The sequence below is a fragment of the Chitinivibrionia bacterium genome (assembly GCA_009779925.1).
Taxonomy (GTDB): Bacteria; Fibrobacterota; Chitinivibrionia; order Chitinivibrionales; family Chitinivibrionaceae; genus WRFX01.
Genome location: WRAZ01000001.1, coordinates 153402 through 176618, shown reverse-complemented (window position 1 = coordinate 176618; position 23217 = coordinate 153402). Strand labels below are relative to the sequence as shown.

The following is a 23217-nucleotide window of genomic DNA, read 5'->3' as shown; positions in this document are numbered from 1 at the left end:
GAAAATAATGTAATTTTATACAAAATTTACGCAAAAAACGGAGGATTGCTTTGACAAATCCAAAATTTACGGCAGTATCAGAGGGTGTTTGTGCCGCAAAAAACTTTTACGCCTGCGGAACTACGGCAGGAATTAAGAAATCGGGAAATTCCGACTTGGGAATTATTTACAGTGATATTGACTGTGTTGCGGCAGGAACTTTTACCACAAACCGCGTTAAAGCCGCTTGCGTTTTGCAAAACTCAGGAATGCTTCCCGCAAAGAACATTCGCGCCGTTATCTGCAACAGCGGAAACGCCAATGCCTGCACTGGACAACGCGGAATTGACGACGCAAAAACGGTCGCAAAAAATGTAGAAACCGCGTTTAATTTGGAAGCCGAAAGCGTCCTGACCGCCTCCACAGGGATTATCGGCGAATTTCTTCCCGTCGAAAAAATTACCGCCGCCATACCCGCGCTTGAAAAAAATTTATCGAGAAACGGCGCGCATTCTTTCGCAACGGCAATTATGACAACCGACACCAAACAAAAGGAGTGCGCGTATGAAATCGAACTTTCGAGCGGAACATTCACCATCGGCGGCTGTTGCAAAGGTGCGGGAATGATTGCTCCGAATATGGCAACTATGCTCGGATTTATCACCACCGATTTGAATTTAGACCAAGACGCACTAAACACTCTCCACAAAAAAACCGTTAACGCCACATTCAATAACGTAACAGTTGACGGCGACACCTCCACAAACGATATGGTTATAGTAATGGCAAACGGCGCAAGCAAAACTTCTGCAAAAACCGACGAAGACAAAAAACTTGTGGAAGAAGCGTTTTTCACGGTTTACAACGAATTGTGCGCAAAAATCGCCGAAGACGGAGAGGGCGCAACCAAGAGAGTGGAAATTCGCGTTTCAAACGGCAAAAACTTTACCGACTGCAAACTCGCGGCAAAATCCGTAGCAAATTCCAACCTTACAAAATGCGCAATGTTCGGAAACGACCCGAATTGGGGCAGAATTTTGTGCGCAACAGGATATTCGGGCGCGGAACTCGACCCCGCAAAAATCGTAGTAAAACTATGCGGCACGCCCGTGTTTGAATACGGCTCCCCCGCAAAATTCAACGCCGCAGAATTAAGCGCAAAAATGAAATCAAAATTAGTGCTGATAGAAATCGACCTCGGCTTTGCAAACGGCTCCTTTGCCGTTGCACACACCTGCGATTTCAGTTATGATTATGTGAAAATCAATGCGGAGTATAGTACTTAAGTTTAGGATTTCGGCAATTTTTCGTTAACAATAACATCCGCAAACGAATTTTTTATAAGTCCCTTTTTTCTCGCCCAATGAAGCGATAATTTGTGTACGTTCCATCGTGCAGATATTTCGTCGTATAATTTCGGATTAACGGGTCAAAATTCGTGAAATATTTCAGGTCTTTCGGCGGAACTTCGCCGCGTTGAAGCGCAAAAAAGTCCATTTGCAGATATTTTTCTTCGATTGGCGCCGTTAAAAAATTCGGGTATTTCTCTTAAATATTTTATCATTTTTTCTCCTTTTAATCCTTCGTTATTGCGGTTGGCTCAATTTTTTTTAAGGCTTCCTTAATCTGCGGATAGTATTCAACAACCGCCTTGAATTGAACATCGTTTCCATCTTGGTGAACGTTGTAGTTTTCTAATGCATTTTCGTTTGCCTCTTGACTAGTATCGACATTTCGTAATTTTATAGAATAACCGTTTTCAATAACAATATGCGGATATTCTTCACCGAAATACTCTTTGTTAATAATCGCCATCGCCCAATACCAAATATCGTCGGCAAAGGGGGCAAGTTTTTTGAATAATTCTTTGTTGTTAATATCTTTGTGAAAACACTTCGGAGGATACAATATGCCGCCGACACCCGTGGGAAATAAATTTTTCAGATTAGTTTGTCCGTTGCAATTATTCCATTGACAATAAGGCAGAAGATTGTTGTTTTTATCTACTTTTATTCCGTGTGCGCGATGACAAATGATTTTTGTAGGATTTTCCTTGTGCTTGTTCAGCAATTTTTCAAGCCAATTTTTCGGATAATAAATATCGTCGTCAGCTGTGATAATATAATCATCCGGAAACATTTCAAGCGCGGGAAGAAGTTTGGTGTATGCTCTTATGTCTTCGCAAAAACGAATTTCGAGACCTTTTTTCGTTAAGGACTTCATTGTTTTGGAAATATTTTCTTTATCTTTATGTCCTACCCATAAAACAACCTTATCAGGTCTTACTCTTTGGTTCAAAAGTGTAATAATTGCGTAAGGTGCTACATCTTTTAATCGTTTTCCGTAAGAAGTCAGAGAAACGATATATCGCGGCGAATCTTTTTTGCTTTCCAATGGCTTAACAAACGGAATTATTACAAATTTCTTAAATTTGCGCCATTGTTCGTGCAGGGCTCTTTTCTTCTTTTTGAAGCGTTTCCATAAAGTCATAGTTTTCTCCTTTATCCGTTAATTTGTTTCCAGAAATTTTTATTGTGAGTAATGAGTTTTTTGAATATTTTCTTTAAGTTTTTCTCCGTGCGCTTTTGTTCATTAGAAAAATGCCATTCTATGTAATTTATTAAATCCTGAAACTTAGGTTTTAACTCTTGTGCGTCATATACAAATTTATTATTATCAAAAAAATCAATCAAATCTTTTGTTGCGCCTAAAATTCCTCTAAATCCTTTTTCGCCCAAAGGTTGAACGTTTGTTCGCAAATATATATGCTTAATTGCTTTTTGCATTTTATTTATATAAACTTGTCTATATACAGGTTTTTTGCCTCTTGTCATAACAATCAATGTTGCTCCGTCTTTCATAAACAAACTGTGATGTTCGAGCGTTCCTGCAATACAAGCGTAAAAGTTAGCGTTAGCAACAAGTTTAATTTGTTCTTCTAACGGCAATTGTTCGGGGTAAAATATTTTATAGCCGTTCTGTTCAAACACACGCTCTATCTTGTTTTCATTCATAAGAGTTAAAAAGGGATGTAGTTTGGAGCGAGAAAAATATACTTTGTCGGGATAATCTCCGTCTTCTTTATAAAATTTCTTTGCAATTGCACGGAATGTATCAATAAATTCTTCACTTATTCTGTATGGACCTTTGCCGTTTCGCGGCATCCACGTCGCAGAAAACGACTGTTTTACCACAACAACGCTTTTAAGTTGAATGTATTCTTTTATTGTAATAACGTTATTTCTATTTACTCCCAAATATCCAAGCAATGTTAAAGTAGGCTCACTTGGCTCTTCGTCAATAAATACTATTTTGTGATTTTTGTAATCGCTATTCAAAAGAATATAAGCAACCGCCATTGTCCCAACCAAAGTATGCCCGAAATGATTTTGAGGTCTGCCGAAATAAATCGCGTCGTCGTCAATATATTTTATCGCGGTTTTGGATAAATTTATGCGAGACGGAGATAAAACGTCTTGTTCCATAATAACCGTTCTGCTTTGACGTATGGGACATCCTTTATCGTCAAGAACGCCCGCCGAAAAAAAACTTGTACGAAAAATCCTTTCGCTTTTACCAAAAGACGGCTGTATTATTCCTTTTTCAATTATCATTGGTTTTAACGCCATTAGTTTTCTCCTTTTTTAACGACGATTTTTCATATCGTTAATCATTCTTTTTATTTTATTCCAAAGTTCAGCAACAATAAGCGCCAAAAAAAACGGGGACTTATTATCGGTTTTAATAATCTTTTGACTAAGAGCAGTATTTATTAAATATTCGGCAATTTTATCTGTCGTTAAATGCTCTTTTGTGAAATTTCTGATTTGCTCGCAATATTCATTCAACAATTCATGGTTGCACACACCTGCTTTATTGGAAATTTCATCAAAAACATTGTTAGTTTTCAGAATAAGTTCTTTGGGAAAAGAGGTCATTATTTCTTTGGGGCAATCCGATAAATCCGGAAACCAAGGAATACAGCCGTTAGCCATTATTTCGTAATGTCGGAAGCAATCCCAGCCTGATTTTTTTGTAGTTTTGCCAAAATAAGATATTGCATAATCATGGTAATAATCACTTTCGTTTTCATAAATATACGTAGAAACATCTCCGGGTATAATATGTGCAAGCATTTTTTCTTTTGGCTTTATCTCGTTTATTATTTTCTCTTTGGGAATAGCGAAAGAAATCGGAAATATGCCTTTGTGATTATCAATCAATTCTCTTTTAAAATGGAGTGTTTTATTGGCAAAAAAACTATGAATATAAGTTTGATCTTTGCCATCGATAGATATTATCCTTTCTTTGGGATAAAAAATAGAAATCAAATCAAAGTGTTTTTGGCAACGCCATATTGCGCCGTAAACAACAAGGTCAAAAAAACGCTGTTTAACTTTTTTTCGAACTTCACGTGTTGTGATGACGTTTCTTAATTTTGAGTCAAGCAATCCTGTTGTCGAAAACCCTTTTCCGTGCATTCTTTTCAGTTTTTGTTTTTGTTCTTCGGACATATCGTTGAACATAAACCAGTTATTAGAAATTTCATAAACGTCTCTTCCGTACAATGTTTTTAGCCCGTGAAACACGACATCACTTTGATAATCGACTTTTCTGTCGATGTTGATAAAAAGAATTTTCATTTTTCCTCCAATATTATTTTCCCATTAGCAATAACATCAAAAAAAGAGCTTACAGGAACTTGCTTAAATTTGTCAAATCTGTAAGTCAATTTATGGATATTGCTTTTTGCTTTAATTTCGTCAAAAACTTTTTGGTCAAAAATTTCAAGCGCTTTCATTTGCAATCTGTGGCAATCCGTATCGCCGATAATTTCGCAGTTTAAGTCTTTCCACTCGGAATTCTCCATCATTCGGTTAAATAAAATTTGAAAAAAGAAATAATGTCCCATTTTTTTCTCTTTTTTCCAGTATTCAAGCAAAATACTAAGCAGGTCGACGACAATTTTATTATTTGGTTTTGCAATCATAAAAGAATTCAGCATTCCTGCTTGAAATGTCGGTTTCCAAGAGAAATACAAAGGGTCGGCTTTAATAAAAACATCTGCGTCCGGCGGCGGTATCTTAGAGCGCTGAAACGCAAAAAAATCTTCATTCAACATTTTTTCGTCTATTGGCTTTGTCAAATAAATTGTTGCATCGAGCCAAACGCCGCCGTAAGCTGAGAGCAAATATAAACGCACAAGATTTGCCAATTTTGCAAAACTAAATCCGTTTTTTCCGAATTTTTCAAAGACAAAAGCGGGCAATTCAACATAATCCCACACAATTTTGTCGGTCAGCAAAATTATTTCGTAATCGTCGCAGTGTTTTTTCACGGAATTAAGACATTCGACAACCATTTTCGACGTATTTTCATTTACTCCCTGATGCCAATATTGCCAAAAAATCTTTTTTCCGACTAATTCGGGCTTTTTGGGAACAGCGGTAAATTTTTCTATTTTCCCGTCTAAAAAATCCGCGATATAATTGTCTAATTTTTTCGCAACTCTATTTTGTTTCGGAACGCTTGTTATCGCTCTTATTTTTTTAAGAGTTATACTTATTTTAGAAACTATTTTATATCTGACTTTCAACATTTTCTCTCCGATTTTAAGCAAAATGTTTTTTAATGTAATACAAATATCTATTTGGGCGCTTGATTTTATTTACTCGCATAAAATTTTTGAAAATACTTCGCGCTTTTTGTCTGTTTTCGCTTCTTTGTTTTTCTCGAACAGGGTCATACTTTTTGTTCAATATTGACGAATCCCGATTTTTGTAAAAATAAACGGCATTTGGACAAAGAACAACTTTGTTTGCATAATAAATCATAGGAATCATAACGGGTTTATCTTCCATCGGAACTAAATCGGGAAAAGAAAATTTTTGCTCGTTCCAAAAACTCCTTTTGATTAAATACCGCCAAGCCCAACCCTGAATCGCAACCTCTGTTTTTCCGATTTTATCGTTAGTTTCCGACAAAACTTCGCTTTTTTGAAACCAAATGCTTCTTTTCGGCTTTTTCTCATAAAAGACAGAGCACGCTACGACATCGGCATTTGTTTCTTCCGCAGCAATTATCATTGTTTCATAAAAATCAGGGCTAAGCAAATCATCGGAATCCATAAAATGAATATATTCGCCTGTTGCATTTTCAACACCCGAATTTCTTGCGGCGGGCAAACCGCTGTTTTTTGAATGCTCCACCAATTTTACACGGCTGTCAATCCGGGCGATTTCGTTGGCGATTTTAGCGGAATTATCAGTCGGACAATCCAAAACGCAAACGATTTCCAAATTTTCATATGTTTGAAAACGAATAGAATTTAATGTCGCCTTCAAATATTTCTCCGCGTTGTAAATCGGAATAATTACGCTGATTTTCATTTTTTCCCTCCGTTGGTAATTTTCCAATAACCCACTTTCCGACTTCCGATGCGTTCGATTAAACCCATATTTTTAAGTTTAGCGATATTTTCTTTCACTTTGCTTTCAACAATTTTTACCATTGCTGATAATTCTGTTATTGTAATCGCAGAATTATCAGCAATACATTTTAGTATCATCTGTTGGTTGGCAGATATTTTATTGTCCCCTTTATTGTCCCCTTTATTGTCCCCTTTATTCTGACCTTTTTTATTCACAATAACATCTGCCAATGAGCCGATGGGAATCTTCTTTCTTGTCCAGTAAAGTGTCAATTTATGCACGTTGCATCGAGCCGTTATTTCGTCGTATAACACTTGGTTGAAGCGGTCAAATCCCGCTATCAAAAATCTATGAAAATCGGCGTAGCAGACAATTTCGCAATTCTGTTTTTTCCATTCGTCGTGTTGCATCATTTGATTAAAGCAAATTTGAAAAAAGAAATAATGCCCTGTTTGCTCCTCTTTTTTCCAGTATTCAAGCAATATGGAAAGAAGGTCGTTTATAATTTTATTATTCGGCTTTGCAATCATATAGGAATTTTGCATTCTCACAAAAGATTTTTCAGACCAAGAAAGACCTATCGGGTCAAAATTTGTAAAATATTTCAGGTCGCTCGGAGGTGTTTCGCCGCGCTGAAGCGCGAAAAAGTCTTTTTGCAAGTATTTTTCTTCGATGGACGCAGTCAAATAAATTGTCGCGTCAAGCCAAACACCGCCGTAAGCAGAGAGCAAGTACAAGCGCACAAGATTTGCAAGTTTTTCGAGTTTGTAGCCGCCCGCGCCTAATCTTTTGAAAACAAATTCGGGTAATTCGAGAAATTCATTCATATTTTCGCTTGACAATACAATTACTTCGTAGTCGCTCATTTGTTTTTTAACGGAATCAAAGCAAGTGCGGACAAGTTTCGGCGTGTTTTCATCAATTCCCTGATACCAAAATTGCCAGATAATTTTTTTGCCGACGAGTTCGGGCTTTTTAGGAACAGCAGAAAATCGCTCTATTTTCCCGCTTAAAAAATTCGCAACGTAACTATCCAGTTTTTTGGCTATTGCAACTTGCACCGGAAGGTCTTTTTTGGCTTGTCGCGCTTTCTTCCACTGTTTATATATTTTTGAAACATTTATTAAAAGTCCCATTTTTTTCCTTTCTTACGCGCACAAAAATACTATATTGGCAAGCAGAAAATTTGAAAATATTAAATAAAGCAGTAATAACACATCATTTCTTCTTTGCCTAATATTATTTTATAAACAAAAAAAACAAGGGTGGTTAATTTTTATGAAAAATGTCGTAAGAAAAATAGGTGTTTTGTTTCGTGACGGAGTGAGCAAAAACTTAAAAGATTTGGAAAAATACAAACAAATAAAAAGCGATATAATTTGTTTGAATCAAAAAATAAATAATGCCAGAAATTATCTGCTTAGATTAAACCCAAATGAACAAAATGCTGAAACGACAGAAATAATTAAATTTGTTGAAAACAACAATTTGTACATGATGTATGCGCATGACTTCATAAAAGAATATAATCCGATAAACATAAATGTCCTTACAGATGAAGAGTGTAATATGAATTATGTTGTACACAACAATAAACGGTTGTATTTCCCACAAGCGTTTGATACGGAAAATTGCCGCAATTATTATTGCTCTCTGTGTGTAGAACAAGATCACAGGTCTCCGCACAGATATGATACTCCGGAATATTCACCCAAGATTGGCGATGTAATTGCCGACATTGGCGCGGCAGAGGGGGTTTGGGCTTTAGCACACGTAGAAACAGCCGGGAAAATATATTTGTTTGAATGCGAACAGGAATGGATAACCGCATTACAAAAAACATTTGAACCTTGGAAAGATAAGGTTGAGATTGTTAATAAATTTATTTCTGATACAACTAATGAGAAATGTATAACTTTTGACGATTTCATAAAAGACAAAGAAATCAATGTTATTAAAGCGGACATCGAAGGCGCAGAACAGGCAATGTTGCGCGGTTGTGCGCAAACGCTTTCACGGCGGGAAAAAGACGATTTGAAATTACTGTTATGCACATACCACAAAAGCGATGATGCGGAAAACATAAAATCAATTTTGGAAGAAAGCGGTTTTGCAACCGAATTTTCAAAAGGTTACTTGGTTGTGTACTGGGACGATAAAGAACCGTATTTACGAAAAGGAGTAATACGGGCGCAAAAAAAAAACAAATGGAGGTGAGTAATGATTAGAAAAATTAGAAGTTTTTTCAAGAAAAAAATATGTCCGCCGCGTAATATTCCGGTAGAATTAGAGAGCGAGTTTACTATGAACGGAAGAATTCCGGTTATTGATTATTATTTTGACGGTACAGTAAGTAATCCTGTAAAAATTACTCAACAAGCATATAAAGACGTATTTTCGCAGTTAGATGGTAAGCTGTTCAAATATTATGGCGATGACGTTTGGGCGTTCTATGATGCTTTTACGGATTATTCGCTTGAAAACAAAACGGTTTTAATTTTTGGTTTAACCGACCCTAATTGTGAAGCAATGGCAATATGGAAAAATGCAAAAAAAGTTTATGTGGTAGATTACAACAAACCAATCTGCGAACACGAAAAAATAGAAGTACTTACGCATAATGAACTTATAAAAACGGGGCTGAAATTTGATATAGGTATTTCGTTCTCTTCCTTTGAACACGACGGGCTCGGAAGATACGGCGATCCCATTTCGCCAAACGGTGATTTGAAAGCCATGCAATACACAAAATCATTGATTAAAGAAGATGGTTTGCTGTTTTTAGGCGTTCCAAATGGCAAAGATTGTCTGACTTGGAACGCGCATCGCATATATGGTGCGCTGAGATTTCCGATTTTGATTAAGGGTTATCTTTGCTTAGACGTTTATCATATAAAAAGCGCGGAAATATTTGACGGTGAATTGGGAACTTACGTACAACCGCTTGTTGTTTTGAAAAATGTTTCGGAAATCAAAGAACAAGATTTTACATCTCGTATAAATCACGCAAAAGAGTTGCAGAAACAAGAAAAAACCGGCACTCGTGACGGAGTGTTGCTGGAAATAGTTCTACAAATGCAAATAGCGGAAGAACAAAAGGGAAGTTTTTTTAATGAGTAACAGTAATAAACCTACGGTTATTTGTGTTTATGAGGGGCAAAAATACGGGCTCACAGACATTATAAGAGGGCTTGTCAGCATTTATAAGTTGTGCAAAAATCTTGAATTGCAGTTCAAAATAAACATTGTTGAGCCGATTAACTTGTCGGATTTTCTTTTGCCGAACAAATATAATTGGAAAATCTCGCAAGAAGAGATTGCTGTTGCAGAGCAAGAAAACAACAAAATAGACCTTACAGGTTATGATTCGGCGCAAGACGCGCTTCACAAAATTAAAGCAAAATGCGAAAATCACAACTACTTATTTGTCGTAAGCAATTCGGAATTCGCACAAAAAGAAGAATACGGCGAATTGTTTGAAGAATTATTTCGACCAACAGAAGAGTTGCGCAACGCTATTGATTTACATCTAAAGCGGATTGGCAACAATTTTGTTTCGGCAACTTTTAGATTTCAGCAATTATTAGGCGATTTTACAGATGATGGCGGAAATGACCCAATAGTGCTGACTTCGCCGAAAAGAGAGGTGTTTTTAAAACAATGCCTTAAACATTTAGACGAAATTCACAAAGAGAATTTAGAAAAAAAGGTATTTGTTGCTTCCGACAGCATTTCATTTCTTACTACTGTGCAAAAGTTAGATTATGTTTATGTTGTTCCCGGAGAAATTGCGCATGCGGGTAACGATTCACTGAAAAATATCGAAAAAAATGTTTGGACAAAATATTTTTTAGATTATTTTCTTCTGAAACATTCTCTACGAATTTATCAAATAATTGACGGTCTTATGTATAGAAGTGCAATTCCAAGAATCGCGGCTATGCACGGCAAGGTTGATTTCATTGTAAGAAACCATAATGAAATTGTTTTTAATAAAATTGTTCAACAACTTGGTCGAAGTTTTTCAGGCAATATAGCAAAAGAAATAAGAGAAAAGGAATCGTTGATACAACAAGCGTTGTCGCAACTTCGGCATCCTTATTACTTAAAAAATAGCGGTTTAGATGTTTATGAAAAACTGCAAGACGACAAATCGCGAATGATTTTCATAAAATTATTTTACCTTAACTATGTATCTAACAGCAATAAACATTTGCGTTTTTGCAGTAAATTTCAAAAATTTATTCGCAAATTATTTCCCTGTAAAACAAATTTTTTAAGTTTTACTTCTATAGTGGAAGCAAAAGAAACTATTCGCCGTTGTAAACCGGATTTAACCATTAACATTTATAGTAAGCAGGATATAGTAGAATTGCCGGCTTGCTTTTTACAGTTTGTGCCGGAATACAAGTTTTATATTCACGGTTATAATTTTTTCACAGGGAAAGGTGTATTGTGCGCCATAATTGACAAAAACTGCAAATAGTTTCCCTACTTCTTTGAGAAAAATATTATTTTATCTTACAAATATTCTCTGAAAGACTGAGGAAACGTGATTAACTTCAACGAAGCGCCTTTTTTAGGCAACGAGTTTGATTGCATAAAAGAAGCAATAGATTCAAAGCATATAAGCGGCGACGGTAAATACACCAAGCTCTGTAATAGCATTTTAGAAAAACAAACCGGTGCAAAGAAAGCGCTTTTAACAAGTTCTTGTACCGCTGCGCTGGAAATGAGCGCTTTAATGCTAAACTTAGAGCCCGGCGACGAAGTAATTTGTCCCAGTTTTACATTTGTCACAACTGCAAGCGCTTTTGCTTTGCGAGGAGCAAAAATCGTTTTTGCGGATATAAAAAATGATACATTGAATTTAGACGAAAGCTTACTGGAGCAAGCAATAACTTCCAAGACCAAAGCAATTATACCCGTGCATTACGCCGGTGTTTCGTGTGAAATGGATAAAATTTTAGAGATTGCAAAAAAATATAATCTTGCAGTAATAGAAGACGCAGCACAAGCAGTCGGCAGTTTTTACAAAGATAAACCTTGTGGTTCTATCGGAGATTTAGGGTGTTTTTCATTTCATGAAACAAAAAACATCTCTTGCGGAGAGGGCGGGGCATTACTTGTAAATAATGAAAACTTTATTGAACTTGCAGAAATAATAAGAGAAAAAGGCACCAATCGCAGTAAGTTTTTCAGAGGACAAGTGGATAAATACACTTGGGTGGAACTGGGAAGTTCTTATTTACCGAGCGATATGCTTGCGGCATATTTGTATCCGCAGCTTTCGAAATGTGAACAAATCAACGGCAAGCGAATTGAGCTTTGGAATAATTATCATAAAAATTTTGAAGAATTTGAGAAAAAAGGTGTAATAAATAGACCTTTTATTCCCGCGAATTGCAAACATAATGCGCATATGTATTATTTGCGGTTTAACGATATGGATACCAGAACAAAATTTATAAATTTTATGAAGCAAAGCGGTATTATGTGTGTATTTCATTATGTTCCGTTGCATTCAAGCCCTGCCGGACAAAAATACGGACGCGTTGCCGGTAAAATGGAAACCACAAACAATGTCGGCGAGACATTAGTCAGATTGCCTCTTTTTTATGGAATGGACTTTGAAACACAGAACAAAGTCATAGAAAAAGCAAATCAGTTTTTTAGAGGATTATAAATGGTTTCTTTACGAAAAATTACAGAAAGCGACACTCCGCTTATATTAAAGTGGAGAAATTCGGATTTTGTTATGAACAACTTTGTCATAAGAGAGCAATTTACCGAACAAGGTCATAAATATTGGCTTGAAAATGTTATTGCCAAAGGAAAAGCGGTTCAATATATAATACTGTGTGATAATATACCCATAGGTTCTGTTTACATAAGGGATATTGACAACACTCATAAAAAAGGAGAATTTGGAATTTTCATAGGAGAACAGGATTTTGTCGGGAAAGGGTTAAGTTATTTAGCAACAATAGAAATATTGAGAATAGCCTTTGAAGAATTAAACTTACACAGGATATATTTACGAGTATTTCCGGACAATATTCCAGCAATAAAAACTTATGAAAAAGCGGGATTTGTAAAAGAGGGTATTTTGAGAGATACGGTTTTTGTTGATGGGAAGTTCAGAGATATGCTTTTGATGGCAGTGGTAAATTCTAAAAAAAAAGTTAGAGGCTCGTAATATGGGTTTGAAAACTAAAATGAGGAAAACTTGGGGAAGAAAATTTTCTAAGTTTTATGCCCTTAAAGAAGAGTTTGTTGCAATAAATCCCATATTTGACACTCGTTATCTGGATAAAAAAATTGGCGACTATGCTTTATCTATTGTTCCGCGCCCCGCATCCGATACCGCTATAAACAAAAACAATGTAGCCTTTCTTGCATCTACGCTTGGTCGTACGGGAGGGCATACGGAGTTGTTGAAAAATTTTGCACAGGCATTGCCGAAAAAATATAAAAGCAATTTGTTTTTAACCAAAAAGACCGACACTGAAAAAAATGCTTCTTTAAAAGTGGCGGAAATTAAAAAATACTCTAAAATAAGCGGCGTCGATTTTGATTGGATGAATGAAAAAGGGTTGTTGAAAAAATTGATGAAAAAATTGATGAAGTTTTCTCCGAGCGTGTTGATAACATTTATTCACATGGACGACTCTTTTGCCGTTGGTTTGCTTGCCTTGCTGAATAAATATACTAAAATTAAAATTATTTTTTGCAATATAGGCTCGCAACATTCAAGTTTAGGGATGAGTTTTGCCCACTTAATTTGGGAAGGTATGCCTGCGACTGCCTATTTAACTCAAAAATACAGAGGATTTAAGAACACAAAAGTTTTAGGCTTATGTTATTTAACAAAAGACAATTTGCCGACTTTTAGCGAGCAAGAAATCGCAACGGTAAGACGAAATATGGGTATTCCCGAAAATGCAATTTGTACTATGACCGGTTGTTTGGCTTATAAGCTTTTCGAAAATGATACTTCTCCGTATTTGGAAATGATAAAAAAATTACTGGAAAAAAACGAAAATCTATGGCATGTACTAATTACCAGATTTGACAAAAAACAAAAAGAAATCTTTGATAAAAAAAATATGCCCAAGAGGTTTATACTTATGGATTTCAAAGATAACTTTAAGTTATATTTTAAGTGCGCCGACGTTTTTATAGATAGTATTCCGCATTCGAGCGCGCTTACTATGGTGGATTTAATGAGCTTACGAGTACCGATTGTGGCATTCAAAAACACCGATAATTTAGCATTTACATTTCACGAATATTTGCCCAAAAACTATGATTATCTTTTTGAAAATATTTCAGATATGCAAGCAGGAATCGAAAAGTTATATCAAAGTAAAGACGAGCAAGAACGAATCAAAAACATAAACTTTGAGCATTTTTTGGAAAAATTTGAAGGACATAACGTTGTTGAAAACGTATTAAATGCAAATACTTTTGATTTGGAAATAGACGACAAACAGTATGAGAACTTTAAGGAAATTAAATTAAAAAGTTGGCCTTTGTAAAAGGAGAAAACAATGAATAAAAAACTTCGCGCTTTAGGTGTTGTTCTTCCGCAATTTCACCCGATTCCCGAAAATGACGAATGGTGGGGTAAAGGTTTTACCGAATGGACAAATGTTGCAAAAGCAACTCCGCGCTTTAAGGGACATTATCAGCCGCATATTCCCGCTGATTTGGGATTTTACGATTTACGCTTGGAAGAAGCAAGAATTGCGCAAGCCGAATTGGCAAAAAAACACGATATTTACGGTTTTTGTTATTATCACTATTGGTTTCACGGCAAACAACTGTTGGAAAGACCGGTAAACGAGATTGTGGCAAGCGGCAAACCCGATTTTCCTTTTTGTTTGTGCTGGGCAAACGAATCTTGGGGCAGAAATTGGGGCGGAAATGAAAAATGCATTATTCAAGAGCAAAAATATAGCGACGAAGACCACCTAAATCACATCAATTATTTACTTAAAATGTTTAAGGATAAGCGCTATATAAAAGTTAACGGCAAACCTCTTTTTATTATATATAGGCAAAAAAACATTCCCAATGTCGAAGATATGATAAACAAGTGGAATGCAGAGGCAAAAAAAGCGGGTTTTGAAAACGGGCTTTATGTTTTATCGGCAACAGCATTTGGAGCCGATGGGTCTAAAGAGCCGCTTCCGACAGGATTTGACGCTTCTTGGAATTTTTTGCCGTTCATTTTTGCAAAGAAAAACGACTTCTTCAGAATAGCAAGAAAAATAAGAAGTTTTTTTAGTTCTAAAGATAAAGTAAATCCGTATAGCGGTGTAGTCGATACTGCTTTGAAAGAGTATAAACCCGTAAAAGAATGGAAAGAATATCCGACAGTGTATCCCGGTTGGGATAATTCTCCGCGAAGAAAGAAAAAAGCGTTGGTTTTACACAATTCTACTCCCGAACTTTATGAGAAATGGCTTGCCGACACTTGTGAAAAATTTGAGCCGTACAGCGAAGAAGAAAATTTTATATTTTTGAACGCTATGAACGAATGGGCGGAAGGTAATCATTTAGAGCCGGATTTGAAGTGGGGATTGAAATATCTGGAAGCAACAAAGAGTGTTTTAGAAAAATATAAATAGACTTACATTTACAAGTTTTCGTTGCACAGCATTGAGAAATAAGTATCGGAATAATCAGCCGAACAAGCGATTTCATTCCTTTTTATTTTATACCGCGTCTTTTGAAAAAAAGACGCTCCTTTGATTTGCGCCCACTCGTTTTCGTCAAATTTCCTTATCAAATTATCTCCGACAAGTTGATGCGTTTGGTCTTCGGATATATGCGGCATTTTTTCAAATAAATTCTTTGCGGTCGGATTGTTAAGAACTAACGCCTTAAACATTAACTGGTGCTGAAAATAGTCAAGAGTTTTCGTTTCTTTCTTCCAAAATTCGACACACATTTCATACCACGCTTCACATAAAAAATTGCCCTTTTTGCTTCGTATAAAACAATTTTGCATAAAAGAATACGGAAAATGCGTCAGATTTCCGGTCAAAAAAACGAAAAAATCTTCGTCCGCGATATATTGCGGCACAAAATTCGTCATATAAGCAGTTGCATCAAGCCAAATTCCGCCGTGGTTTTTCAGTAAATTCAGGCGCAACAAATCCGAAAAATGCGCATAATCTATATGTCCTTTTTTAAGTTTATCCAAAATATATCCGGGCAAATCCGAATAATTTTCTATTGTAGAATTATTCAGTATCTTATGCTCAAAATTACCCTTGAACTTTTTGACGGTTTCAAGCGACGACTTTACTATTTCGGGAGTTTTTTTTCCTGTCGGATTATCCCAAAACTGCCAAATTATTTCGGGGCTTTTTTCAACGGCAATTGCTTTTTGAGGCAGGTTTTCTATCGTTTTCAAGTGTTTCCGAGCAAAATAATTTACAAGCATTTCCCCTTTCAATGAATAGCATTCATTTTTGCTTTTGCCTGTTAAGCGCAAAAACAATACGGCTGTTTTTGTATAAAATTTGGTAATATTTTGCGAAACACTCATAAAAAACCCTAAACAGCAAACTGCACTCTGTGTTCTTTACTTCTGCGTTTTGGCGAATCAATCAAACCGTGAGGCGTACAATATCTAAGTATGCTTTCACAGAGCTTAACAATACCGTTTCTGTAATTAATGTTCGGGCTTATAAAATACAGCGGCTCGTATTGAACTCGCAGTTTATGATGCAATACATATACGCTAAGTAGCCTTTCGGCAAAAAATGCAAGGTATCTTTTCTCGTATCCGGTATGGGCAAAAAGTTCGGGGCGTTTTTCCGCTTCAAACAATATCCGAAACAGCCACGAAAAATAATCGTCAAACAGTTCGTATCTTGAAATAAAGATACAGTATAGCGATATTCCGTTGTTGTTTTCAAAAACAGCCCGAAATGCTTCGTCATATTCCGGACAAATTTCGTGCATAAATTCTTTGATGCATTGATAAACCGACCCGGGTGGTAAGTGTTGAGATTTTACATCACAGCTGAAGAAAGCCGGTTTGGGCAGAATAATATCCGCCGAAGAAAGTTTGTCAATGAATCGTTCTCCGTATCCGTTCATATTTGGTATTTTGGGTACGCGAAACACCGAGAACTCACTGGAAGGGTGCTCCAAGTCAAAGAAACGTCTGTAATGCGACAGTCCTATGTACTCCAAGTCAGGATAAAGTTTTTTGATGTTTTTCCACACCCAGTACCATACTGTAAATTCGCCAAACACTGCGTTTTTTTCACTGATATTGCATTCGGTATCGTCGCCTTGCATTTTCAGGTCGTATTTTGAAACCGCTTTTCCTGCTTGAATCGGCAAAAAAATGTCATTTTTAGGCAATTCCCAAGGTTGGTAGTAGCAAATCGGAATTTTTATTTTGCAATCATCTGTCAAAACACACCTCCATATTGATTATTGACGTCATTACGAATAATACCCTAAATCAAATAAATGTTTATATTCAAAATCACCTTCTTTCATAAGAAATACTCCGGTTGTGCCGGAAGTAACTCCGCCGACAAAACATTCACATTTCGATAAATTATAAATCGAACTTAGGTATGTTAATTCTAAATCATACTTACCGCTGTCTAAGTTAACATTAGCCAAAAATTCATTTTCATTAAGATTTAATCGGCGCGAATCAACTCTTTTTTGCTTGTTTGTTAATAGTTTGTCTGCAAATTTTTCTGAGAAAATTGTATAAATATAGTCGTCTTCCGTAGCCAAATAAACATAATCACAGTTGCACTCTCGCATTACTTTTTCGGACGTTTCCAAAATCAAATTCGGCTCGGGCTGAACTCTGTGACTCTTTGGCTTCTTCAAATAGTAATCTGTCCCTCTTGCCAGTACTCCCAAAACCCGACCATTGTTCTTAAATATTCTTTCATATTCCGAATCAAGATAATTCTTGGCTGTTTCACTAAATTTAATATATCGTTTGAAATCATTTTTATATTCTTGGAACAATGCAAAATCTTTATCGATACTGTAAATATCAAAAAAACTATACTTGCTTATACAGGAAAACGGGCGCTTCTTTTTTTTTTCATTGAGAGACAATATGTTTTTACTGTTTGAGATTTGTTTCAAATCAAAGCCAAAAGGTTGTTCAAAAAAATATTCCCAACCATTTTCTTTGCTTATTTTTGATGTATCCCAAAATTGACCTTTATCGCTTCGCATATCCACAACAAGATTAATATTGTGCTTTACGCAATAACGGAGAATCAGTAAAACCGTATTTACTATTGAAAACAAGCCTCCGCTGTTGCCGTGTATCGGAAAGACCAAGAATTTCTTGTCTTGATTTTCTACTCCGTAACTTTTGCAATAAAATTTTGGCAACGCCCGAATATCCGACATAAAATACTTTAACAGTCTGCTAAAACGTTTTAAGACAAACGTATAATTTTGTGTAGGCTTCATATCCCCATCTCCTTAAACCTCTCCGGAATTTTTACAATCCATCTCATACCGAGCATACTCGGTTTATTCCAAGCATAAATCGGGCGAAAAACCGTCTGAATTAAACGCGCAAGTCCGAAATTTTTATCGCCGTCCGTCGCTTTTTTGTTTGAAATAGTATCAATAACGCGAAATCTCGCTCGCTTGTAATGCTTTTGTTCGCCTCGTGCAATAATATCCTGCGAATTAAATTTTTCCATAAGCGCGTCATAGTCAATATTGCCGAAATGAAGAAGATACAAATTTTTGTCTATACGAAAATTATGCCCATTTACACGATGAAACCCCCGCCCCCAACGAACAGGTTTTGCAATAATGCTTGTCTTTGTAAAACGGGAATTTATCAGCGCAAAATTTCGTTGCTCCAAAACAGGTTTTGACTTGTCGAGAGGTAATTCTTTGGTTAAATGTTGCCCGACATCAATTCCGAGAGCGGAAACGCTTGTTTTTATTTTAATTTGCGACAAATATTCCGCCAAAGAAAGGTGCAAATTCGGCTCTACTATCAGAAATTCGTCGGCGTCGCAACCGATTACCAATTCGTAGCCGACAGAAAACAACTCGGTAGCTCTGTCCGACAAAAAATCAAGGCGGCGTTTTTCGGCGTCCACCACCTTTATCCCTTGCTTTTCCACGATTTTCACATTTGTTTTTCCCGCGCCGCTCGGAGCAACTTGGTCAATACCGTCCAAATATATATATAAGTTTTCTTCGCCGAAAATTTTGCCGTAATAAGCAACCCAACGGTTCAAAAAGAACTCATCGTTTCTTGCCATTGTTATTACGCAAATTTTTTTCATAGATACTAAAACCTCATATTTTGACTTTATTTTTGCTCCTTATGCCAAAAAATACTAAATGCCGCCGAATGCAAGTGATAATTTCATTTTTTTGAAACTGAAAATAAAATGTTCTTGGCTAAACACAATCGGAATTCGCCCCTTAAATCACAAAAACATAGCCATATACAGCGGATAATAAATAACGCCGTTGTCGCCCACCTCCGTATTGTATTTGCTCAGGACAATACGCTTGTTAAGTTTTCCCTGTATTTCGCCGACAATCAAAAATTCTCTGTAATTTTTTTAAACCCGTTCGTGCAAAAAATCGTCAAGCGGGTAGGTGTTTTCGTATGCCTCTCTCAATTTGTCAATAACGTCCGACGTTATATTTTTTGCCCACATTCGAGTAATTTATCCGTCATTTTTCTTTTTAGCATAAGAACCTCCTGTTTTAAGGAGAAAATACTATATCACCACAGCTTTTCGCAAGGGCAAAAAAACAAAAAACACAACTTTTCGCAATTGAAAATACGCCAAAACCTCAACTTTTCGCAATGCAAAACAGTGTGTTTTTCAACTTTTAGCAACGTTCTATTCTCACAAATTCGTTCCGTAGCCGTGCATTTTACGCATTCTTATGTTTTTAGGAGTAACTTCGACCATTTCTTCATCGCTAATCCAGTCTATGCAGTCTTCCAATCCCATAACTCTGTGCGGAGTTAATGCAACGGCGTCGTCGCTGCCAGAAGCGCGGTGATTGGTGAGTTTTTTGCCTTTTGCGGGATTTACTACAATATCGTTCTCACGGCAATGTTCGCCGATTATCATTCCCGCATAGCATTCTACTCCCGGTCCTATGAACAAGGTGCCGCGTTCTTGCAGGTTGTCGAGCGGGTATGCAAGAGATGTACAGTTTTCTTTTACAATCATTGCGCCTTTATGACGGTTTTTTATTTCGCCTGCAAAAGGCAGATAAGCGTGGAAAATGTAGTTCATAATTCCCATTCCGCGAGTGTCGGTCATAAATTCGCCGCGATAACCCAAAAGTCCGCGCGTGGGAATATGGTATATAAGACGCGTCATTCCGCCGTCGGTTGGCTCCATAGAAACCATTTGCCCTTTGCGCTCGCCCAACCTGCTGATTACCGCGCCTTGGTATTGCGGGTCAACGTCGATTGTAAGCTCTTCCCACGGCTCAAGCTTTCCGCCTTTTTCGCCTTCTTTGTAGATTACCTGCGGACGTGTCACTTGCAATTCGTATTTTTCGCGGCGCATTGTTTCTATCAAAATCGAAAGGTGTAATTCGCCTCTTCCCGAAACCTTAAAACCAACGCGATCGGTTAATTCTTCTACTTTAAGCGCAACGTCGGACAATGTTTCTTTTGCGAGACGGTCGCCGATGTGGCGCGATGTTACAAATTCGCCTTCTTTTCCCGCAAAACCCGAGTCATTAGGAACAAAATTCATAGAAATTGTCGGCGGGTCTATCTCAACTGGAGGAAGCGGGCGCGGATTTTGTGGGCAGGTGTAAGTAACGCCGACAGTAATGTCTTCGAGCCCTGCAACGGCAACAATTTCTCCGCAAATCGCCTCTGTTGTCGGCACTTTTTCGTTCTTTTCAAAACGGTAAATTTTTGAAATTCTCGCGGGTTTTGAGTTTCCGTCGCGGTCGATAACCACGATTGGCGCGTTAATGTTCATTTTGCCCGATGTGATTTTTCCGATACCCAAGCGTCCCAAAAACGGCGAATAGTCGAGCGAGCTTACAAGCATTTGAAGCGGTTCTGTAATTGACCCTTTCGGCATCGGAATTTTTTCGATAATCATATCCAAAAGCGGCTTCATATCGGTGCCTTCTTTTTTGTAATCGAGCGTTGCTATTCCTTTTTTTGCCGAAGTATAAATTATAGGAAAATCAAGCAGTTCGCTTGGAGCGTCCAATTTTACGAACAAGTCAAAAACCATATCCACGGCATAGTCGGGACGAGCCGCGGGTTTGTCTATTTTATTTACCACTACAATAATAGGCAAGCGGAATTGAAGCGCCTTTTTCAGCACGAAAAACGTCTGCGGCATAGGACCTTCCTGAGCGTCCACCACAAGCAAAACGCCGTCCGCCATTCGCAAAACGCGCTCGACCTGTCCGCCGAAATCCGCGTGCCCCGGAGTGTCGATAATATTTATGCAGTGGTCGCGATAGTGAAGCGTTCCGTTTTTAGCGGCAATCGTTATTCCGCGTTCTTTTTCGATGTCCATTGAGTCCATCATTCTGTCTTGTCGGGCTTCTCTTTCTCCAAACATACCGCCTTGTTCAAAAAGTTTATCTACAAGCGTGGTTTTTCCGTGGTCAACGTGAGCGATAATTGCGACGTTTCGTAAGTTTTTCTGTTCCATTTTTCTATATCCTCTGTAAAATTTCGAGGGGAAAATACTTTTTTTCTGCAGACAAAAGGGGTTTTTACGTTTTATTTCCATAAAAAACACACTTTTTAGTGCAAAACCCTGTGTAATTTATTATATTTGTTGCGGAAATTATATGATATAAATGTTTTTTCAAAGGAGTTTTTAATGAAGAAATTTTTAATGGTAGCATTGGCGGCGGTATCAATGGTATGGGCGAATACGCCAGAGCCAATTGAATTAATGGGTGATTCCAGAATTTTGTGGGGAGCAGCATCGTGGGATATGGACGCTATGGGCTCTACTTCCAGAATTGTAGACGATGTTCAGAACCCACTAAACGGTGTAATTGAATTGGCGCCATCACCGGCAGTCAATCCATGGGCGTCGATAACCACAGCATTAGGCAGTCAATCTGCCGGTTTTATCAATTTGACCGGGCTCGCAAGCATAGACATTATATACACGGCAACGGGAACGCTTCGCCTTACATTGATGTCTCCGATAGGGCAAAATGACGGTACAGGTTTCAGAAGAGAACTTCTTGCCGCGGAAAATCCAACGCCCGTAAATATTCCTTTGAATACGATTGTTCGTCCTGATTGGCAGGGTGTAGAGCAAATAGATGTTGCGACCGTGTTAGACCAAATTACAGGTTTCGGTTTGACTGTCCCTTTCGGAACGGGCGGCAGTTTTGTTGTTTCATCTCTCATATTAAATTTCGGCGAAGACAATCCCTTAGGGTTTGTTGCTGTAAGCAACATCACAGGCGTTCCGACAACAGCAACGGTAGGCACAGCTTTGCCTTTGACGGGAACGGTAGCTCCGGCAAACGCAACAAACAAAACGATTGCTTGGTCGATTTCGCCGACAAACACAACGGAAGGCGCGACAATTACAGGAAATTCATTGACTGCAACAACGGAAGGAACTGTAATAGTAAGAGCAACGATTATCAACGGAGAAACAGAAACAACAGACTACACGCAGGATTTCTCTATTACAGTTAATCCTGCGGCAGCACAACAATTTTTAATAACGCTGGCGGCAAATCCTGCTGACCACAGTATGGGCTGGGTTAACTCACCGACACTTCCTGAAGGTTGGGGCTCCGTGGACGGGAGCTCTCAGGTTATAGTAGCGGCAATTGCGGCGGACAGGCATAGATTTGTTCGTTGGGAAGGAATTGCATCCACCGATAATCCGCTTACTGTTATAGTAAACAGCGACACAACAATAACGGCTGTTTTTGAGCCTACGAATTATCTTCAACTTATCGATTGGGAATGGAACAGCTGGTCATCATTCACTGACAATTTTGGCGGCTCAAGAGTTGATTTCGACGGAGCTCCGATACCAAATCAGACGGGCTTGAAAGTTGACGGAGCTTTGGTTGCGGAATTGACTTTGGGAACACCTGAGGGAGACAACTGGCCCTTCCTTGGACTCGGAACGTGGCCCATGGATTTTGACGAACTTGTATCCGTTGAAATTACATATACTTCCAACCGTCCGCTTCTTCTCGGTATCGGCTTAAACAACACAGGTGCGCCAACATCCGTAAATTACAATGCAACTTTAGTTCCCGCTACCACCCCAACTCCTGTAATGTTGCAACTGAGCCAGTTTTTAAGACCTCCGCATCCCCCTACAGGCTTCGACCCCGAAAGTCCCGATAATCTTTGTTTGGCGGCGGTAGCGGGCAGAAGAGGCGATTTTGCAGGACTTACGTTCTCTCACTTGAACTACGGGCAAACCGTTGAGCTTGAAGTTATTTCGCTTAAACTGATTTTCGGAACAGCTCCCACAGATTGCGGAGGCGGCTCCAGCGGAATAATCTCCAATGCAAGAACGGCAAGAACGGCTAACAGAATTGCGGTAACGGGAATTTCCGCTGGAAACATTAACCTGAATGTTTCAACCGCAGGAAGCTATACCATCGGTATCTACAGCGTTGACGGCAGACGTCTTGCGCAGACAAAAGCAAATCTTGTTGCGGGCGCAAACTCATTGACAGTCGGAAACGATTTGGCAAGAGGTATTGCAATCGTTCGTGTTCAAGGTGCAAACGCATCTTTGGTAAGAAGAATTTCGATTAGATAATT

20 protein-coding genes are annotated in these 23217 nt (G+C 37.9%); 9 read left to right on the top strand and 11 right to left on the bottom strand.

What is annotated here, in order from left to right:
• The first annotated feature begins 50 nt into the window (after positions 1-50).
• The gene (gene argJ / locus FWE23_00795) at positions 51-1265 is read left to right on the top strand and encodes a bifunctional glutamate N-acetyltransferase/amino-acid acetyltransferase ArgJ (GenBank protein MCL2843983.1); all 1215 of its coding nucleotides are present in this window, start codon (positions 51-53) and stop codon (positions 1263-1265) included.
• A 289-nt stretch (positions 1266-1554) separates the two neighbouring features.
• On the opposite strand, the gene FWE23_00790 is transcribed toward argJ, so the two are convergent.
• From FWE23_00790 to FWE23_00765, 6 genes are read right to left on the bottom strand one after another with little or no spacing between them, the layout of a single operon-like run.
• Positions 1555-2469, bottom strand: coding sequence for a glycosyltransferase (locus FWE23_00790; protein ID MCL2843982.1), 915 nt, complete (start codon positions 2467-2469; stop codon positions 1555-1557).
• Positions 2470-2480: 11 nt separating this feature from the next.
• Entirely contained in the window at positions 2481-3608 is a 1128-nt protein-coding gene (locus FWE23_00785) for a glycosyltransferase family 61 protein (protein MCL2843981.1), read from the bottom strand.
• A 15-nt stretch (positions 3609-3623) separates the two neighbouring features.
• The gene (locus FWE23_00780; protein ID MCL2843980.1) at positions 3624-4622 is read right to left on the bottom strand and encodes a hypothetical protein; all 999 of its coding nucleotides are present in this window, start codon (positions 4620-4622) and stop codon (positions 3624-3626) included.
• Positions 4619-5578 (bottom strand): capsular polysaccharide synthesis protein, encoded by a 960-nt coding sequence (locus tag FWE23_00775; protein ID MCL2843979.1) that lies wholly within the window; start codon positions 5576-5578, stop codon positions 4619-4621. Before FWE23_00775 ends, FWE23_00780 begins: the two co-directional genes overlap by 4 nt.
• A gap of 13 nt (positions 5579-5591) precedes the next feature.
• Positions 5592-6368: a glycosyltransferase gene (locus tag FWE23_00770; protein MCL2843978.1), complete on the bottom strand. Its 777-nt coding sequence runs from the start codon at positions 6366-6368 to the stop codon at positions 5592-5594.
• The gene (locus FWE23_00765) at positions 6365-7546 is read right to left on the bottom strand and encodes a winged helix-turn-helix transcriptional regulator (GenBank protein ID MCL2843977.1); all 1182 of its coding nucleotides are present in this window, start codon (positions 7544-7546) and stop codon (positions 6365-6367) included. The genes FWE23_00770 and FWE23_00765 overlap by 4 nt, the downstream gene beginning before the upstream one ends.
• A 142-nt stretch (positions 7547-7688) precedes the next feature.
• Here FWE23_00765 and FWE23_00760 point away from each other — a divergent pair, with 142 nt between their 5' ends.
• The 7 genes from FWE23_00760 to FWE23_00730 all read left to right on the top strand — a co-directional run bounded on the left by FWE23_00760 (position 7689) and on the right by FWE23_00730 (position 15046).
• The gene (locus tag FWE23_00760; protein MCL2843976.1) at positions 7689-8627 is read left to right on the top strand and encodes an FkbM family methyltransferase; all 939 of its coding nucleotides are present in this window, start codon (positions 7689-7691) and stop codon (positions 8625-8627) included.
• 3 nt (positions 8628-8630) lie between these two features.
• Positions 8631-9530, top strand: a complete 900-nt coding sequence (locus FWE23_00755; GenBank protein ID MCL2843975.1) for a DUF268 domain-containing protein — start codon at positions 8631-8633, stop codon at positions 9528-9530.
• Positions 9523-10896 (top strand): hypothetical protein, encoded by a 1374-nt coding sequence (locus FWE23_00750; protein ID MCL2843974.1) that lies wholly within the window; start codon positions 9523-9525, stop codon positions 10894-10896. Before FWE23_00755 ends, FWE23_00750 begins: the two co-directional genes overlap by 8 nt.
• A gap of 66 nt (positions 10897-10962) precedes the next feature.
• A complete protein-coding gene (gene rffA / locus FWE23_00745) occupies positions 10963-12096 on the top strand; it encodes a dTDP-4-amino-4,6-dideoxygalactose transaminase (protein ID MCL2843973.1) in 1134 nt (377 codons plus the stop codon).
• Entirely contained in the window at positions 12097-12609 is a 513-nt protein-coding gene (gene pseH, locus FWE23_00740; GenBank protein ID MCL2843972.1) for a UDP-4-amino-4,6-dideoxy-N-acetyl-beta-L-altrosamine N-acetyltransferase, read from the top strand.
• A gap of 1 nt (position 12610) precedes the next feature.
• Entirely contained in the window at positions 12611-13951 is a 1341-nt protein-coding gene (locus FWE23_00735; protein ID MCL2843971.1) for a hypothetical protein, read from the top strand.
• A 12-nt stretch (positions 13952-13963) separates the two neighbouring features.
• The gene (locus FWE23_00730; protein ID MCL2843970.1) at positions 13964-15046 is read left to right on the top strand and encodes a glycoside hydrolase family 99-like domain-containing protein; all 1083 of its coding nucleotides are present in this window, start codon (positions 13964-13966) and stop codon (positions 15044-15046) included.
• Between the two features lie 8 nt (positions 15047-15054).
• On the opposite strand, the gene FWE23_00725 is transcribed toward FWE23_00730, so the two are convergent.
• The 5 genes from FWE23_00725 to typA all read right to left on the bottom strand — a co-directional run bounded on the left by FWE23_00725 (position 15055) and on the right by typA (position 21106).
• Complete coding sequence (locus tag FWE23_00725) at positions 15055-15972, bottom strand: capsular polysaccharide synthesis protein (protein MCL2843969.1); 918 nt, start codon at positions 15970-15972, stop codon at positions 15055-15057.
• Between the two features lie 8 nt (positions 15973-15980).
• Positions 15981-16853: a DUF4422 domain-containing protein gene (locus FWE23_00720; protein ID MCL2843968.1), complete on the bottom strand. Its 873-nt coding sequence runs from the start codon at positions 16851-16853 to the stop codon at positions 15981-15983.
• A 30-nt stretch (positions 16854-16883) separates the two neighbouring features.
• Positions 16884-17723, bottom strand: coding sequence for a hypothetical protein (locus tag FWE23_00715; protein MCL2843967.1), 840 nt, complete (start codon positions 17721-17723; stop codon positions 16884-16886).
• A gap of 164 nt (positions 17724-17887) precedes the next feature.
• Positions 17888-18730: a glycosyltransferase family 2 protein gene (locus FWE23_00710; protein ID MCL2843966.1), complete on the bottom strand. Its 843-nt coding sequence runs from the start codon at positions 18728-18730 to the stop codon at positions 17888-17890.
• A 579-nt stretch (positions 18731-19309) separates the two neighbouring features.
• Complete coding sequence (typA, locus tag FWE23_00705; protein MCL2843965.1) at positions 19310-21106, bottom strand: translational GTPase TypA; 1797 nt, start codon at positions 21104-21106, stop codon at positions 19310-19312.
• A gap of 174 nt (positions 21107-21280) precedes the next feature.
• On the opposite strand from typA, the gene FWE23_00700 reads away from it, so the two are divergent.
• Positions 21281-23215 (top strand): hypothetical protein, encoded by a 1935-nt coding sequence (locus FWE23_00700; GenBank protein MCL2843964.1) that lies wholly within the window; start codon positions 21281-21283, stop codon positions 23213-23215.
• Positions 23216-23217 lie beyond the last annotated feature (2 nt).

Bases quoted from the DNA above. Each gene is read 5' to 3' on its own strand.
- FWE23_00790 (MCL2843982.1), bottom strand. From the start codon at position 2,469: ATGACTTTATGGAAACGCTTCAAAAAGAAGAAAAGAGCCCTGCACGAA.
- FWE23_00785 (MCL2843981.1), bottom strand. From the start codon at position 3,608: ATGGCGTTAAAACCAATGATAATTGAAAAAGGAATAATACAGCCGTCT.
- FWE23_00780 (MCL2843980.1), bottom strand. From the start codon at position 4,622: ATGAAAATTCTTTTTATCAACATCGACAGAAAAGTCGATTATCAAAGT.
- FWE23_00775 (MCL2843979.1), bottom strand. From the start codon at position 5,578: ATGTTGAAAGTCAGATATAAAATAGTTTCTAAAATAAGTATAACTCTT.
- FWE23_00770 (MCL2843978.1), bottom strand. From the start codon at position 6,368: ATGAAAATCAGCGTAATTATTCCGATTTACAACGCGGAGAAATATTTG.
- FWE23_00765 (MCL2843977.1), bottom strand. From the start codon at position 7,546: ATGGGACTTTTAATAAATGTTTCAAAAATATATAAACAGTGGAAGAAA.
- FWE23_00760 (MCL2843976.1), top strand. From the start codon at position 7,689: ATGAAAAATGTCGTAAGAAAAATAGGTGTTTTGTTTCGTGACGGAGTG.
- FWE23_00755 (MCL2843975.1), top strand. From the start codon at position 8,631: ATGATTAGAAAAATTAGAAGTTTTTTCAAGAAAAAAATATGTCCGCCG.
- FWE23_00750 (MCL2843974.1), top strand. From the start codon at position 9,523: ATGAGTAACAGTAATAAACCTACGGTTATTTGTGTTTATGAGGGGCAA.
- pseH (MCL2843972.1), top strand. From the start codon at position 12,097: ATGGTTTCTTTACGAAAAATTACAGAAAGCGACACTCCGCTTATATTA.
- FWE23_00735 (MCL2843971.1), top strand. From the start codon at position 12,611: ATGGGTTTGAAAACTAAAATGAGGAAAACTTGGGGAAGAAAATTTTCT.
- FWE23_00730 (MCL2843970.1), top strand. From the start codon at position 13,964: ATGAATAAAAAACTTCGCGCTTTAGGTGTTGTTCTTCCGCAATTTCAC.
- FWE23_00725 (MCL2843969.1), bottom strand. From the start codon at position 15,972: ATGAGTGTTTCGCAAAATATTACCAAATTTTATACAAAAACAGCCGTA.
- FWE23_00710 (MCL2843966.1), bottom strand. From the start codon at position 18,730: ATGAAAAAAATTTGCGTAATAACAATGGCAAGAAACGATGAGTTCTTT.
- typA (MCL2843965.1), bottom strand. From the start codon at position 21,106: ATGGAACAGAAAAACTTACGAAACGTCGCAATTATCGCTCACGTTGAC.
- FWE23_00700 (MCL2843964.1), top strand. From the start codon at position 21,281: ATGAAGAAATTTTTAATGGTAGCATTGGCGGCGGTATCAATGGTATGG.